The sequence below is a fragment of the Patiriisocius sp. Uisw_047 genome, from assembly GCF_047730165.1.
In the GTDB taxonomy this organism is placed as follows: Bacteria; Bacteroidota; Bacteroidia; order Flavobacteriales; family Flavobacteriaceae; genus Patiriisocius.
This window is the reverse complement of record NZ_CP159834.1, coordinates 2,889,813-2,905,530: the sequence shown is the minus strand read 5'-3', so window position 1 is coordinate 2,905,530 and position 15,718 is coordinate 2,889,813. Positions and strand designations below refer to the sequence as shown.

Annotated in this window: 14 protein-coding genes; 4 read left to right on the top strand and 10 right to left on the bottom strand. The window is 36.8% G+C overall.

The annotated features are described in order from the left end of the window. The first annotated feature begins 27 nt into the window (after positions 1-27). Both ABXT71_RS12715 and ABXT71_RS12710 read left to right on the top strand, forming a co-directional pair. Positions 28-1,521 carry a sensor histidine kinase gene (locus ABXT71_RS12715; RefSeq protein ID WP_415371737.1) on the top strand — a complete coding sequence of 498 codons (1,494 nt, stop codon included), beginning with the start codon at positions 28-30 and terminating at the stop codon, positions 1,519-1,521. 22 nt (positions 1,522-1,543) lie between these two features. Then, on the top strand, positions 1,544-2,260 hold the full coding sequence (locus ABXT71_RS12710) for a response regulator transcription factor (protein ID WP_415371736.1): 717 nt from the start codon (positions 1,544-1,546) through the stop codon (positions 2,258-2,260). A 125-nt stretch (positions 2,261-2,385) separates the two neighbouring features. Here ABXT71_RS12710 and miaA read toward each other — a convergent pair whose 3' ends face one another. From miaA to ABXT71_RS12675, 7 genes are all read right to left on the bottom strand, one after another. Beyond that, the gene (gene miaA / locus ABXT71_RS12705) at positions 2,386-3,297 is read right to left on the bottom strand and encodes a tRNA (adenosine(37)-N6)-dimethylallyltransferase MiaA (RefSeq protein WP_415371735.1); all 912 of its coding nucleotides are present in this window, start codon (positions 3,295-3,297) and stop codon (positions 2,386-2,388) included. Then, positions 3,290-4,093, bottom strand: a complete 804-nt coding sequence (locus ABXT71_RS12700) for an ion transporter (protein WP_415373114.1) — start codon at positions 4,091-4,093, stop codon at positions 3,290-3,292. The genes miaA and ABXT71_RS12700 overlap by 8 nt, the downstream gene beginning before the upstream one ends. A 109-nt stretch (positions 4,094-4,202) precedes the next feature. Then, positions 4,203-5,585 carry an exonuclease domain-containing protein gene (locus tag ABXT71_RS12695; RefSeq protein WP_415371734.1) on the bottom strand — a complete coding sequence of 461 codons (1,383 nt, stop codon included), beginning with the start codon at positions 5,583-5,585 and terminating at the stop codon, positions 4,203-4,205. Positions 5,586-5,595: 10 nt separating this feature from the next. Then, positions 5,596-6,255 (bottom strand): YggS family pyridoxal phosphate-dependent enzyme, encoded by a 660-nt coding sequence (locus ABXT71_RS12690; RefSeq protein WP_415371733.1) that lies wholly within the window; start codon positions 6,253-6,255, stop codon positions 5,596-5,598. A 94-nt stretch (positions 6,256-6,349) separates the two neighbouring features. Further along, entirely contained in the window at positions 6,350-7,588 is a 1,239-nt protein-coding gene (locus ABXT71_RS12685) for a DUF1015 domain-containing protein (RefSeq protein ID WP_415371732.1), read from the bottom strand. A 10-nt stretch (positions 7,589-7,598) separates the two neighbouring features. Further along, positions 7,599-8,486 carry a 3-hydroxybutyryl-CoA dehydrogenase gene (locus tag ABXT71_RS12680; protein ID WP_415371731.1) on the bottom strand — a complete coding sequence of 296 codons (888 nt, stop codon included), beginning with the start codon at positions 8,484-8,486 and terminating at the stop codon, positions 7,599-7,601. A 97-nt stretch (positions 8,487-8,583) separates the two neighbouring features. Continuing rightward, positions 8,584-9,558, bottom strand: coding sequence for a Gfo/Idh/MocA family protein (locus ABXT71_RS12675; RefSeq protein WP_415371730.1), 975 nt, complete (start codon positions 9,556-9,558; stop codon positions 8,584-8,586). A gap of 142 nt (positions 9,559-9,700) precedes the next feature. On the opposite strand from ABXT71_RS12675, the gene ABXT71_RS12670 reads away from it, so the two are divergent. Together ABXT71_RS12670 and ABXT71_RS12665 are read left to right on the top strand one after the other, a co-directional pair. Next, positions 9,701-10,342, top strand: coding sequence for a protein-L-isoaspartate(D-aspartate) O-methyltransferase (locus ABXT71_RS12670; RefSeq protein WP_415371729.1), 642 nt, complete (start codon positions 9,701-9,703; stop codon positions 10,340-10,342). Between the two features lie 4 nt (positions 10,343-10,346). After that, the gene (locus ABXT71_RS12665; RefSeq protein WP_415371728.1) at positions 10,347-11,642 is read left to right on the top strand and encodes a T9SS type A sorting domain-containing protein; all 1,296 of its coding nucleotides are present in this window, start codon (positions 10,347-10,349) and stop codon (positions 11,640-11,642) included. On the opposite strand, the gene ABXT71_RS12660 is transcribed toward ABXT71_RS12665, so the two are convergent. From ABXT71_RS12660 to ABXT71_RS12650, 3 genes are all read right to left on the bottom strand, one after another. Beyond that, on the bottom strand, positions 11,639-14,116 hold the full coding sequence (locus ABXT71_RS12660; RefSeq protein ID WP_415371727.1) for a DUF5686 and carboxypeptidase regulatory-like domain-containing protein: 2,478 nt from the start codon (positions 14,114-14,116) through the stop codon (positions 11,639-11,641). The genes ABXT71_RS12665 and ABXT71_RS12660 overlap by 4 nt on opposite strands. 77 nt (positions 14,117-14,193) lie before the next feature. Next, entirely contained in the window at positions 14,194-14,661 is a 468-nt protein-coding gene (gene smpB / locus ABXT71_RS12655; RefSeq protein ID WP_415371726.1) for an SsrA-binding protein SmpB, read from the bottom strand. A 75-nt stretch (positions 14,662-14,736) separates the two neighbouring features. Continuing rightward, the gene (locus ABXT71_RS12650; protein WP_415371725.1) at positions 14,737-15,708 is read right to left on the bottom strand and encodes a peptidoglycan DD-metalloendopeptidase family protein; all 972 of its coding nucleotides are present in this window, start codon (positions 15,706-15,708) and stop codon (positions 14,737-14,739) included. Positions 15,709-15,718: the final 10 nt, after the last annotated feature.

Here is a 15,718-nt window from a genome sequence, read left to right as displayed (position 1 = left end):
AAGCTGTTTATAATACTTCTTATTTTTATGAGCTTATCCTTAATAGGGATCACTTTTGTTCAAGGATATTGGATTAAAAATGCCTATTATACTACAGAAGAGCAGTATATCACCAATATTAGAAATTCGTTAATTGACACCGCTAAAAAAATTCAATTAAAAGAATTAGAGAAATACTATACTGCATATAACTCCATTATAAACGACTCGGAAACTGGAGGAAGTATTCCGATGAGTGAATTGATGTATGCGATTAAAAAGGACAACGGAACAGAGGAATTAATTTTTTCAAATGCCGTGATTGAAGAAGATTTCAAATTATCTGCAGATTTGATGTCTATAGACAGGGATTCTTTCAGGTTTAATTCATTATCTAAAAATAAAGAAGAAGACGTTGCACAAGGTGAAGATACCTTTAGAAGATTAAAAGGCTATGAAAGAATACAATTTGAAAAAGTATTTAAATTAATCGCTACCGAAACTCCACTGCATAGAAGAGTATCAGTACATGAGATACAAACCATACTTGATCACGAGTTAAATAAACGAGGCGTTCAGCCCGTTTATGATTTTTCGGTATTCAATAATGATCTTGCAACAAAGGTAGGGACAGAAGATTTTATTCTAAAACCAGAAACCACATATAGCGTTTCCCTTTTTGTTGATGATAAATTGCAAACTAAGTATCAACTCTTTGTTAACTTAATAAATCAAGAAAGCGTTGTCTTAAATAGTATTTTGGGGATGGCTATTTTGTCACTCATGTTTACCGGAGTAATAATTTGGGCTTTTTATAGTGCTGTAAAGCAAATCTTTCAACAAAGGCAGATATCCCGTATAAAGACTGATTTTATAAATAATATGACCCACGAGTTTAAGACACCTATTGCGACCATAAACCTTGCACTAGACGCGCTTAAAAATCCTAAGGTGAAAGATAATAAAGAGTTCTTAGATCGCTACTTGGGGATGATTCGGGAAGAAAATAAAAGAATGCACGCTCAAGTAGAAAATGTATTACGAATCTCTAAGCTGGATAAGAATGAATTGGACTTAGCAAAGGAACGCGTAAAATTACACGACGTCATTGTAGATGCTATATCACACGTTCAGCTTATTGTTGAGGATAGAGAAGGGTATATAAATACACATTTGGGAGCTTTTAAAAGTTCTGTACTAGCAAATAACTCACATTTAACTAATGTAGTTGTAAATATTTTAGACAATGCTATTAAATATAGCGAAAATTCCCCTAAAATTGATGTTTATACTGAGAATGTAAAAGACTTTGTTGTTCTTAAAATAAGAGATCAAGGCTCAGGGATGACAAAATCAGTGTCTAAAAAGATTTTTGAAAAGTTTTATCGGGAAGCTACAGGAGATGTCCACAATGTAAAAGGTCATGGGTTGGGTCTTTCATACGTAAAACAAATATTAGATGACCACGATGCAGAAATCTTGGTAGAATCTGAACTAAATAAAGGAACTACATTTATAATTAAACTACACCTAATAACTTAATCTAAACCTAATAATTTAATCTATGGAAACTGAGAACAAAAAAATTTTACTCGTAGAAGACGATCCAAACTTTGGAACGGTGCTTAAAGATTATTTAGCAATGAACGATTACAATGTCACTCATGCTAAAAATGGAATGGAGGGTTTTGAAAAATTTAAAAAGGACGATTATGATCTATGTATACTAGATGTAATGATGCCTTATAAAGATGGCTTTACATTGGCAAAAGAAATACGTGAGAAGAATGAAGAAGTACCTATTATTTTCTTGACGGCAAAGGCTATGAAAGAAGATGTACTTAAAGGTTACAAGGTAGGGGCGGATGATTATTTAAATAAGCCTTTTGATAGTGAAGTGCTATTAATGAAAATCAAAGCAATTATCCAGCGTAAAGCTACAGATAGTGTTGCAGATAGCAAACAGTTTGAGTTTGAAGTGGGTCATTTTTTCCTAAATTCAAAACTTCGTTTTTTAACTTACAAGAAAGAAAATCCAATAAAGTTATCTCCTAAAGAGAATGAATTATTGCGTTTATTGGCCTTGCACAAAAATGATCTAATGCCTCGAGAATTAGCATTGACAAAAATCTGGCGTGACGACAACTATTTCACATCTAGAAGTATGGATGTATATATCGCAAAACTGCGTAAGTATCTGAGCAAGGAAGACGATGTGGAGATTATTAACATCCACGGAGAAGGTTTTAGACTTGTTGTTAAAAGCGAAGTGGACAATTAAAATAGGGCAGATATTGACGTTAACTTAGAGCGGAGCAATATATTTTTTTTGTTAAAAATTTATAGCGCTTTTGTAAAATTGATGCGTATGATATATTATTAGGATATAAGTAGAAAAGCGCCTGTTTAGGGCGCTTTTTTTATGATGTGTTCTATGATCTCTTCAACTGGATCACCGTAATCAAACCAACAGGTTTCCTCGTTCTTTCTAAACCAAGTGCCTTGTCTTTTGGAAAAACGGCGGGAGTTTTTCTTTATTTCTGAAACAGCAAATTCTTGACTAATCGTGCCATCAAAAAACTCAAAAAGCTCTCTGTATCCCACGGTCTTTAAAGCATTTAATTCTTTAAACTTATACAAACCCTGAGCTTCAGAAACCAATCCCTGCTCAATCATCTGGTCTACACGGCGATTGATACGATCATAGATAATCGCTCTGTCTGCATCGAGACCAATAAAAATGGTGTCAAAATCACGCAGTGTATTCAATCCCTTTCTAAAGGATGAAAAAGGCTTTCCAGAAGTTTCAATCACTTCTAATGCTCTAATGAGTCGTCGTGGGTTTTGAATGTCTGCAGCCGCATAATAAACAGAATCTTTTTCTTTTAATTCTTGTTGTAAAGAAGTTATTCCCGCTATAGCTAACCTTTCTTCTAGCCGCTCTCGGGTACCCTCTGCAATTTCAGGAAATGTATTGAGACCATAAACTACGGCATCTATATAAAGTCCGGAGCCACCTACGAGAATGGCATATTTATTACTTTGGAAATAGTCTGACAAAAAACCTATAGCATCTTTTTCAAAATCACCCACAGAGTAGGAATCGTGAATACTTTTATTATGAATGAAATGATGTGGTGCTTGGGATAATTCAGCTGCAGAAGGTGCAGCGGTTCCGATAGACATTTCTCTATAAAACTGACGGGAATCGGCAGATAAAATTTCCGAAGAAAAATGCTGCGCTAGTTTAATAGAAAGGGCTGTTTTGCCAATAGCCGTAGGTCCAACTACACAGATTAAAGTGGGCTTCTTAAGCATCTTTTTCTAGAATATCTTCGGGATGTAGCTGATCTCCGCAGTGATGACAGAAATCTGCGTCGTCACGATGTTTACTGGCCCCACAGTTGCGACAGGCTTGTGAGTTTACATGTACATAATGGTCATCATCCGGTTTTGCTTTGCTGGTGCTTTTTGCATATTCTGCACTCACAATACCTGTAGGTACTGCAATGATGCCGTACCCCATAATCATAATAAATGCTGCGATTAATTGTCCTAGAGGAGTTACTGGTGCGATGTCTCCAAAGCCTACCGTAGTCAATGTTACGATACACCAATAAACGCTCACAGGGATGCTTACAAAGCCGCTCTCTTCTCCCTCAACCAGATACATTACCGTACCTGCAATAATAGAGATGATAATTACGAAAAATAAGAAGACTAAAATTTTTGGTCTACTCTCCTTAAGTGCCGAAATAAGTTTATTTGATTCACCTACATACCGTGTTATTTTTAAGATCCTGAATACTCTCAAGAGTCTTAGTGCTCGTACCGTAAGGAGTACATTACTTCCTACTAAAATAAAAGATAGGTACAATGGGACGGTGGATAGAAAATCAATAATTCCATAAAAACTAAAAATATAGCTCGATGGTTTTTTAATGGTGATTACTCTCGCGATATACTCAAATGTAAAAAAGATCGTAATTACCCACTCCCCATAATACAGGATGTCATATACTTCTTCTGGAAAACCTTTCACACTCTCCAGCATCACAAAAACAACACTGACTAGAATCAAAATCAAAAGAACGACATCAAAAATCTTTCCCATGGGGGAATCTGCTTCATATATGATGGTGTGAAGTTTGCTTTTCCAGCTATTGTCTATTGTGAATTTCAATCAAAAAGGATTTTATAAAAGTAAATGTAATAAAGATTATTTAATTAGTAGAACTGCCATCTAACTTTACAATCTTGTGTACTTTATTCTTTCTTAAATACGATTGGATAATGTGCTGTGAGTCCCTATTGTTTTTCATCGGTTTGATAATAGACTTGAGTATTTCGGGATTATTAATTTGATTGTTTAGGTTATAATACCCATAGCCTTTAAAAACACCGTTTTCAATAGATATCACAGACCGTTCTTCTATGGATCGACCTCGATCAATAATGAGCATATCTTGATTGCTATAACTGTACTTGTCTAAAAATTGCTGGACTCTTGCGTTGTATTCTTCTTGCGCTTCTTCTTGTATACAAGCACCTTTGCACTCCTTAATACCATAATTAAAACAAGGGCTGGTACCTTTGTCAAAACCTGATAATTGCTGGCACAGATTATACGTTTCTATATATCTAGCCAGATTGCTTTTTGCAGATTGATAATTAGAGAAGGTGGTGACCGCTTTTTTTCGGGAATCTGCCTTTTCTATTTTTAGATTGATATAACCGTCTTCGTCAATAAAACTTTCTAATTGATAATTGAAAATCGCAGTACGCAAGGCGCGATTAAATTTTGGTTTGTGTTTCTTAATTTGATCGTTCTCTTCCAATAAGGCTAGCAATTCACTCCCCGTTTTTTCGATAGACACAGATGCTACTAGCAATTGAATCTCTCTCGACTTTCTATTATCGTTTGTAAAATGTTGCGTGAGCCTTTTTTTAATGTTCTTGCTTTTGCCAATGTATATGATCGAGCCATTCGCATTGTACATATAATACACACCCGTTTCTGATGGAGCATCTTTAATAAGGTCCAGCAGTTTTGTATCTAATTGCCTCTTTGGTTCTTTCTTTATAGAAGCTTTGACTATTTCTTTTTCAGAATCTCTTAAGAGCAACATTTTAAAAAGCGCTACCGTTGCCTTTGCATCTCCTTGAGCTCTGTGCCTATCTGTGATAGGGATTCCCAAAGACTTCACCAGCTTACCTAAACTATAAGAAGGCATATCTGGAATCAAACTTTTAGCAAGCTCAACAGTACAAAGCGTTTCTAAGTTAAAGTCAAAACCTAGACGGTCAAATTCTGTCGTTAATATTCTATTATCAAACTGGGCATTATGTGCGACTAAAATACAATCAGTAGTAATCTCAACAATACGTTTTGCTACTTCGTAAAACTTAGGGGCGTTGCGCAGCATCTCATTGTTGATCCCTGTGAGGTTCACCACAAATGGCTGTATGGGACGTTCTGGATTTACAAGGCTACAAAACTGATCTACTATTTCATCGCCGTCAAAGCGGTAGATAGCAATCTCTGTAATCCCTTCTTCATTATACTTCCCTCCGGTAGTCTCGATGTCTAAAATTGCGTAGTTCAATAGTATCTGCTTAATTATAATTTCGGGCTCCAAAAATAGAGCTCCCTATGCGCACCATGGTGCTGCCTTGATCAATGGCAAGTTGATAATCGCCACTCATTCCTATAGAAAGTTGAGTAAGATACGGATGGTTTTTCTGTAAGGCATCAAAACTATTTTTTAATGTTTTAAATTCTGAAATAATCTGGGCTTCATCATCTGTGAAAGTGGCCATTCCCATCAGGCCAATAATCTTGACATGGTCAAATGACTTTAGAGTTTCCGGAGTAAAAAACGCGGTTACATCTTCTAGTGATAAACCAAACTTGCTTTCTTCCTTAGCAATCTTAACCTGCAATAAGCAGTTAATGGTACGGTCGTTTTTTGCAGCTTCTTTATTTATTTCTTTCAGCAGTTTAAGGCTGTCCACGGTGTGAATAAGACTTACAAAAGGTGCCATGTATTTTACCTTGTTTCTTTGTATGTGACCTATCATATGCCACTCGATATCCTTGGGCATTTCTTCCCATTTTGCGGTCATTTCTTGTATTTTGTTTTCTCCAAAAATACGTTGCCCCGCTTCATAGGCTTCCATCAAGTCGCTCACGGGTTTGGTTTTTGACACCGCCACAAGGGTCAATCCTTGTGGTAATAATTCACGATACTTTTTAATATTTTCTACTATGGACATATATATTCTAATCAATTTATTTGCTGCATACTTAGTTGAGGTTGCTAGGTGATTTTTAATTTTCACAAAGAAATATGAAAATCATATCAAAACATTAAAACTCATAAATAGTGACGCCACTTCTTAACTTAGGTTCTATGTAGGTGCTCTTAGGTGGCATCTTAAGATTTTCGTCTGCAATCTTTTTCATCTCATCTATATTTACAGGAAGTAACCCAAAGCCAATGGCAAAATCTCCCCTGTCTACTACGGTCTTAATAAAAGCGAGATCATTTTTCCCATCTGCATACTCTATTCGTTTATCATTACGTAAATCTTGAATGCCTAAAATAGGTTCTAAGATGGTTTTAAAAAGAATTTGTGTATCTAGATTATCTAGTGCATTGTTAATCTCATAGGTGCCCTTACGTAAATAAAGACTGTAAAAACTACCATCAAGATACATGCTAAAATGATGTTTTTTTGAAGGCTTGTAATATTCTAATCCACGGTTTTCAATGCGATACATAGAGTCAAGTTGGATTAAAAATTCTTCTTTACCCCATCCATTAAGATCTTTAACGAGACGGTTAAATTCAAAAATTTTCAAATCACTTTCTGGAATAAGAAAACTCATAAAGTAGTTGTAGTTCTCTTGTCCAGTATGTGCTGTATTTTCTTCTTTAGATTTTTTGGCTAATAAATGAGAAGAAGAGCATCTATGGTGGCCATCTGCAATGTACAGTGCGTCCATGGATGTAAAAGTGTCTTGTATTTTTGTTAAAATTTCAATAGACGAAACAGGCCAAACATAGTGTGTGTCGCGATAGGTGGTAGTAAATTCATATTCTGGACGGTCACTCATTACCTTCTTAATAATAGCCGCGAGCCCGTCATTATCGGGATAGGTTAGGAGCACGGGTTCTGCGTTAAAGCCTACGGTTTTTAAGTATTCTACAAAAATCGCCTCTTTGTATTGCAGTGTCTCTTCGTGTTTTTTAATCACATTATCTTCATAGTCATCTGTACTTGCAGCGGCTACGATGCCATTAAAAATACTACCATCTCGATTTACAATGCGGTATACGTAATAACTAGGTTGTTCGTCTTTTATAAAATATTGATCTTCTTTAAACTCTTGATATCTGTTACGCACCAAGGTGTACCGTTCTTTTCCGCTGATTACTTTATCGTACTTATAACCTGGATTCACAATGTGTAAAAATGAAAAAGGATTGTCACGCAAGCGTGCTTCCAGTTGTTCCTTGCTATAACTATCATAGGAGCGTGATGCGATGAGACTCACCTTATCTCGAGTAGGACGTACCGCTTTAAAAGGAAGAACTATTGCCATTTAATGTGTATTATAGAAACTGTCCAGAAACAACTTCTGCTTTTCTGTTCTGAGAATAGTCATAAAAACCTTCGCCACTTTTTGACCCTAGTTTTCCAGCCATCACCATATTTACTAATAAGGGACAAGGTGCGTATTTAGGGTTTTTAAACCCGTCATACATTACGTGCAGGATAGACAAACAAACATCAAGACCAATAAAATCTGCCAAAGCTAATGGACCCATAGGGTGTGCCATACCGAGCATCATTACGGTGTCTATTTCTTTCACGCCAGCTACGCCATTGTAAAGGGTTTCAACAGCTTCATTAATCATAGGCATTAAGATTCTGTTTGCTACAAAACCTGGGTAATCATTTACTTCTACAGGTACTTTGCCTAGTGCTGTAGAAAGTTCTGCTACCGTTTTGTAGGTAGCGTCACTTGTGCTATATCCTTTAATGATTTCGACCAATTTCATAATTGGCACTGGATTCATAAAGTGCATTCCTATTACCATTTCTGGTCTTGAAGTAGCAGCAGCAATCTCAGTAATCGAAATAGAAGAAGTGTTTGTTGCTAAAATCGTATTAGCTGAACATACAGCATCAAGTTCTTTAAAAATCTTCAGTTTTAAATCAAGATTTTCCGTCGCAGCTTCAATAACAAGACTAGCATTAGCCACTCCTTCAGTAATAGTCGTGAAGGTGCTTATGTTTGCTAAGGTGCTCGTTTTATCTGCTTCAGAGATGCGTTCTTTTGCGACCATTCTGTCAAGATTCTTAGCGATAGTAGCCATCCCACGATCTAATGAATCTTGAGAAATGTCTATTAATTGTACTTTAAAATCTTTTTGAGCAAACGTATGCGCAATACCATTACCCATTGTTCCTGCTCCTATAATTGCTACGTTTTTCATTTTTATTATTATTGGGCTGCTGTCGCAGCATTTTTATTTTCAGTGTTTACTTCGGAAATTTTATAGAGCGTATGTTGTATTTCAATGTAGAAAACTCTTACATCTTAATCGTATTAAAATTCTCAATAATCTGCATCGCTACCGTCAGTGCTTTTGTGCCTTGCGCTAAAGAAACTACTGGTGTACGATCATTTGCAATTGCATCTGCAAAACTCTCAAGTTCGTCAAGAATGGCATTGTTTGCATCCACGTTTGGATTGTCAAAATAAATTTGTTTTTTCACGCCTTCTGCATTGGTTAAAATCATTGCAAAATCGTCTGGCGTTTGTGGAGCGTCCTTCATTTTTACGACCTCACATTTTTTATCAAGAAAATCTACAGAGATGTAGGCATCCTTTTGGAAAAAACGTGCCTTTCTCATTTTTTTCATAGAGATCCTGCTCGCGGTAAGATTTGCAACACAACCATTTTCAAATTCGATGCGTGCATTTGCAATATCTGGAGTTTCACTAATGACAGAAACGCCACTTGCGTGTACATGCTTTACCTCACTTTTAACTACACTTAATATTGCATCAAGATCATGAATCATTAAATCTAACACCACAGAGACATCAGTCCCACGAGGATTAAATTCTGCGAGACGGTGAGCTTCAATAAACATAGGCTTGTCTATCATATGGCTCACTGCCATAAAAGCTGGGTTAAACCGTTCTACTTGTCCTACTTGTCCTCTTACGCCGTATTCTTTTGCAAGGTCACGCAGTTTTTCTGCTTCTTCCACCGTGTGGGTAATTGGTTTTTCTATGAAAAGATGTTTTCCCGCTTTCACTACTTTCTCTGCACACTCAAAATGATAAATAGTAGGGGTGACTACATCCACCATATCACAGGCAGCTATTAGTGCTTCCATAGTGTCAAAACGCTTGTAGCCAAATTCTGCTTCAATCGCCGCAGCCGCTTCGGGGTTTACATCGTAAAACCCTACAAGATCATATTTAGTAGACTGGTTGAGTAACTTTAAATGTATCTTCCCTAAGTGACCTGCACCGAGTACTCCTGCTTTTAACATCGTTCTATGTTTTATACAAAGGTAACGGTTTGCTCTCTAGATTAAAAGTGTAAAAAGAGAGAACTCTGTGATAAATCTTTGACATTTCTGAAGTAATTATAAATAGTTTTTTATTAATTTGTGACTTCCTAAAAATAAACAATTGAAAGACACTTTTACACATCAAGGTTTGCGAAAAAAACTGGTTGAGGTCCTCAAGAAAAAAGGAATAGTTAGCAAAGCTGTGCTCACCGCAATTAATAAAATACCAAGACATCTTTTTATGGATAGCAGTTTTATAGATCACGCCTATGTGGATAAGGCGTTCCCAATTGCTGCAGACCAAACCATATCGCAACCGTATACGGTGGCAAGACAAACTGAATTACTTGACGTCAAAACAGGTGATATAGTTCTTGAAATAGGAACGGGTAGTGGTTATCAAACAGCGGTATTGCTTGAGTTAGGATTAACTGTCTGCAGCATAGAACGACAAAATGAGTTGTTTAAAAAGACAAAACTATTCTTGCCAAAATTAGGATATCGACCTAAAAAATTGATTTTTGGTGATGGATACATAGGGCATAAAGCAGAAGCTCCCTTTGACGGGATTATTGTCACTGCCGGCGCTCCTTTTGTGCCTAAACCTTTACTAGCACAATTAAAAGTAGGAGCGAAGCTGGTCATCCCGGTAGGAGATGAAGCTCAAATTATGACTGTTTTTACTCGGACTTCAGAAACGGATTTTGATAAAGAAGAGTTTGGCGAATTTAGATTTGTACCATTATTAGAAAATAAAAATTAACAAGATGAAACATCAATTAAGTATTGCATTTATATTAATTACTTCCATACTATCAGCACAGAATTATGTGAGCTATTTTACTGGAAACACTTCAAATATCACAACCACGCCAGAGTTTGGTGTTTGTATGATGGGGGGCGCTTCAGAGAATGATAATGCCTCGCAGTGGTTTTTAGAGCGGGCAAATGGTGGAGATATAGTGGTGCTTAGAGCCAGTGGTAGCGATGGGTATAATGATTATTTTTATAGTGATCTAGGGGTAAATGTTAACTCTGTAGAAACGCTCAAAATATTAAACTTAGCAGGAGCCACAGATCCATACGTACTAGATAAAGTGGCAAATGCAGAAGCTATTTGGTTTGCAGGTGGTGACCAGTATGATTATGTGAGCTATTTTAAGGATAACGAAATGGAAGACCTTCTCAATGCGCACGTAAATGAAAAAGGTGGGGTTATAGGCGGCACGAGTGCTGGTATGGCAATTTTAGGCGGGCATTATTTTGACGCACAAAACGGAACCGTAACATCTGCACTTGCCATTTCAGACCCTTATCACAATAAAGTAAGTATAGGGCACAGGGATTTTCTAGATATCCCATATTTAAAGAATGTAATAACAGATACGCATTACGATGATCCAGACAGACGCGGTAGACATACCGTTTTTATGGCGCGTATTATTGCAGATAGTGAAGATCCTATAAGGCCCATTGGTTTGGCTTGTGAAGAATATACCGCTATATGTATTGATAATGAGGGAGCAGCAAGAGTTTATGGCTCTTATCCAGCAGAAGAAGATTATGTTTACTTTATACAACCAAGATGTGCTGATTATGAGCCTGATGTTATTTTGCTTGGAGCACCATTGATATGGGAAGACGGCGTGATAGCATATAAGATACCGGCGACAGAAGATGGACTTTTTGCGGTAGATTTAAACGTTTTTGCAGACTTAGCAATAGAACAAGATAATACAGAATGGCAGCAGTGGAGCGTTTATCAGAACAGTAACACTATTTCTGTAACAGAAAGCGATAACCCTGACTGCGCCTTATTAAGCAATCAAGAGGTAGGCAGTGATAACATACTTGTGTATCCTAATCCTTTTATAAACGCACTGGTTATAAAGAATGTTCCCAACGCTATAATTACAGTGGTAGATGTTTTAGGAAAGAAGCAACATGTGATTTTTAATAGTGCTTCAGAAACCTTAGACACGAGTCACCTCCCTAAAGGTATTTATTTTCTGGAAGTGGAAACCGAAAATGGTGTTTCAGTTTTTAAATTGATGAAGAATTAATTTATAAAATCTAAAAACTTCAAGCCAAAAACGAAAGCACCTTGATTTTTATCGCCATAAAAAGAGCGCACATAGTCTAAGCGAAGTAATCTGTATTTACCTATTCCTAGATTGTCAATCCCTAACGAAAGTTCTGTATATGGTTTTTTGCCGTCTATACTCAAGGCGTGAGCTCCCGCTACGAGATTAAAGTTAAGCTGGTTTATACCAGGAATTTTTCCTAAAACCCACCCTTTAAAATCGTGCTCTAAATGTCCTTCAAAGTGTGCTTTGTTGGTGCTCAATTCATAATAAGGAAGCAGGTTAAAAACTGAGGTATAATTACCTGAAGTACCTATTCTTGTTTCGTTGCCGTTAAAGTGTTGGTAATCTGCAAACAGAATATCGTCTCCGTGAATAAAGGCGCTACCTTTCACGTTGTAGCTGGTTTCTCCCTTATTACCTAGCGTAATCTCTTGTCTTAAGCTGGTGCTAAATTGCGTGAAATTTAAGTTAGAGTTATTGATTCCAATCCCGTTTTCTATAGAAATATTAAGGCGAGGGTATTTGCCTGCTCTTACGTTATACTTCCCATCTGGATAGGTCATATATTTCTGATCAAAGGTTATGTTTGCCGTAAGATAGGATTTAAAAGTATCGTGGGTTGCTAGTAACGGGTTGTAAATAGCATCTGCATCCAGTGGATTATTGGTGGAATACGTGATATCATCCTTATGGACGGTCACATAGTCTGCATTATTAAAAAGATGTCTTCTTTTTTCATACCCAAAACTGCTTCCTATACGCAAGCCGTTAAAGAGTTCCTGTCGATACCCGACCCTGGCATACGTGAGATCATATATCTTCATATAGTTACGCTCAAAGAATAAGGAGGTAATAGTGTTAATAAGAGGCGAGATGGGTTCTGCTGTGTTATACTGAGATACTTTATTACCTCCTGTAAGAGATATGTTGCGACGATTGGTGCGATTAAAGTTGCGCGTAATACCACCATTAAAGCGTACTCTATCCTCTGCGATACCATAGGTAGCGTTCAGGTTTGCAGATAACCAGCTCGTACTATTTTCATCATACCATTTAAAATAATTGAGACCGGCACCACCATTCCAGCCTTGAACTGTATTGTAATTAATCGCAGGAAATGGCCCTTCGTAAGAAACGCGCCATTTATTATAAGTGTCTTTGTAACTGTAGCCCGCGATTGGATCTAGGAGATTAAATTTATTTCCTTTTGCATCTATAGAGTCTAGATACTTTCGTGATTTTCGGAGTATCTGGATGCTGTCTTTTTTTACGTAGTCTTTAAATTCTTCATTGGTAAGCGCAATAGGGCGTGAAGATTGCCAAAAAGTACTGTCCTTTTTATTAGCTTCTAGACCAAATGATAGTACTTCGTTTGTAAAAGAGCGTTTTTCAAACTGTGGATGAAAATCATAATCACTATATACCGCAATAAAACGGCCATCTCCTTTTACGCCAAAGAACCCAAAAGCAAAGTCAATAGTTTGAGATATTTTTATCCAAGCATTTTCTGTCGCGTCAAATTTAAAATTCTGTTTAAAAAACAAATTTTCAATTATGGGTACTTGAAGGGCTTCTCCCGTGGTGCTTAGTTCTACACCGTACAATTGCCAGTCATCTTCAACAATATAGATGGTGCCAGAAAAGGTCCTGTCCTTAGATCTTCGGGGGGTTACTGTAATTTTATTAATGAGCTTGTTGCCTTCATAAAAAACACCGTCAAGCTTATATGCATAATAACTCAGACCATTATTAGCAATAGGCGATACAATGGCTGCATTAATAGTTATGTTATTATCATAGAATGAAAAGTTAGCATCCTGAGCAGAGTTAAAACTAAAACCATTGTCATTTCCGCTCACTTTACTAGCTAGAATTTTTTCCTTAAAGTCATCTGGTTGTTGGTAGGCTATTTCGGAAATAGTTTCAGAAAGATAAATGATTCCAGTACGTGTAGAATCTAGCGCTCCGTCAAAGTCTCCCACTTCTTGCCCGAGTATTTTTTCTGGCATATCTGTAACGCGCCATACCCCGCGACTGTAGAAGTCTGCCGTAAACTGGGCAATGCGTTCTTGATTTTCTTTACGTTGTGCGATGGTTTTTCTAATAATCTCGTAGGCAGGGTCTTCATTGGTATTGATAACGACTTCGCTTAGACTCACAGATTCTTCTATAAGTACTACGTCTAATGTATACGGAAATGTGCTAGGCGTAACTTCTTTTATCTGTTGTTTAAACCCTAGATATTGAAATACAAGGATGTGTGTTTTAGACTCTTTAACATTTAACTCATAATATCCTAGGTCATTAGTAGTGGTGCCGGTATAAGAATCTTGAATGTAAATGTTTACAAAAGGAAGTGTATTACCTTTTTCGTCTGTAACGTTTCCTGTGATTTGGGCTGCTACAATAGAAGTGACGAGAAAAGAGAATAAAAATAGAGCTGCTTTCATGAGAATATTTGGTTTGTTGAGAAGACGATTCAAAAGGCTTATTATTTCACAAGAAAAAAATATAAGCCACCTTTTATTTAATTGTTAAAAGATTTTTTAACCCTACTTAAGTCCCTTTTGTTATCTCTATCCTTGATAGTATCGCGCTTATCAAAAAGTTTTTTTCCTTTAGCAAGCGAAATTCTCAATTTTGCAAACCCTTTGTCATTGGTGTAAAGCAGCAACGGAATGATGGTAAGTCCAGAGTTTTTCACCTCTTTTTCCAACTTTTTTAATTCATTACGATTGAGTAGTAATTTGCGTTCGCTTTTTGGGCTATGGTTAAAATGAGTCGCGTGTGAGTATTCTTGCACCGTCATATTAATGACAAAGAGTTCGTTACGATCATTAAACTCACAAAAGCTCTCTGCAATAGAGGCCTTGCCTTCGCGGATGGCTTTGATCTCTGTCCCCGCTAAAACAATACCCGCGTCATAGCTGTCGAGTAAATCATACTCAAACCTCGCTTTTCTATTTTTAATTTTTACGTTTTTCTGTAATGCCATTGTGATACAAAGTTACTGAACTCGTTTAGACTTTTTGTGTTTTAGTGAAAATTTGGATTTTAAAATAAGCGTTTGCTAGTCGGGACGCTTTATTCTATCATTTTTCACAGGAGAATATTCTTTTTCCAAACTACCATTTACAATACTGTTTTGAAAATAGGAAGTCACACCTATTGCCTGAAAATTTGCTGCGCGATCTTTTAGATGAAAATGAAGATGAGGTTGGCTAGAGTTTCCAGAGTTGCCGCAGTTTCCTAGAAGCTGCCCTCGTGTTACTTTGTCTCCTTTTTTTACTCTAATCGATTCTTCTTCAAGGTGTGCGTACACGATAAACTCGTTATTAGCCGTTTTTAGAGTAACCTTATTGCCAAAGGGCTGAGCTGGATTCATTCTGCCTGGAGGGTTGTCGTGAACTCCTGTTATTACTTCAACCACCTCAGCATCGCAAACGGCATAAAGTCGTTTTCCAAAAGCAAAATAATCTTCATTGCGCGTCCCGCTGCGTTCAAACATTTTATCGTTTTTGTCTAGGATCACAAAATCAAAAGCACCTTGCTGGGTTTTATTAATCACGTGGTAATTTTGTGCCTTGGTATTGCCACCCCAAAACGTGAACCATTCCCCTTTAAATGGAAGAAGGAAAGGAGTGCTATTTCTTGTAAAGTTCGGAGTCGTGTTTGTTTCTGCCGGCTTAAAAAGCAACCCTACTATTTTATTCTGATCATTAATTGCTACGGATGTTGTGGTTTCGCCGTGTTCAAAATAGGACGAATACACTACTACAATACCTTCTTTTTTCTGAAATGTACTTGATTGTAAATCGCCTAGATCTCTTCTAAAACTGATTAAAAGATTTTCAATGGCATTAGCTGGTACTTTTTGCAGCATATCTTCACTGATAAGTGCTATTACTTTATCATAGGCACCCTTGTTATAATGAATTTGCAAATTAGTAAGTACACTATCTACCGCTGTAGACTGGGCAAAAATAGCATTTGCATTCATCACTGTGAATAGCACGATACATATGGTTTTAATGGGATTCATAATTTTAAAG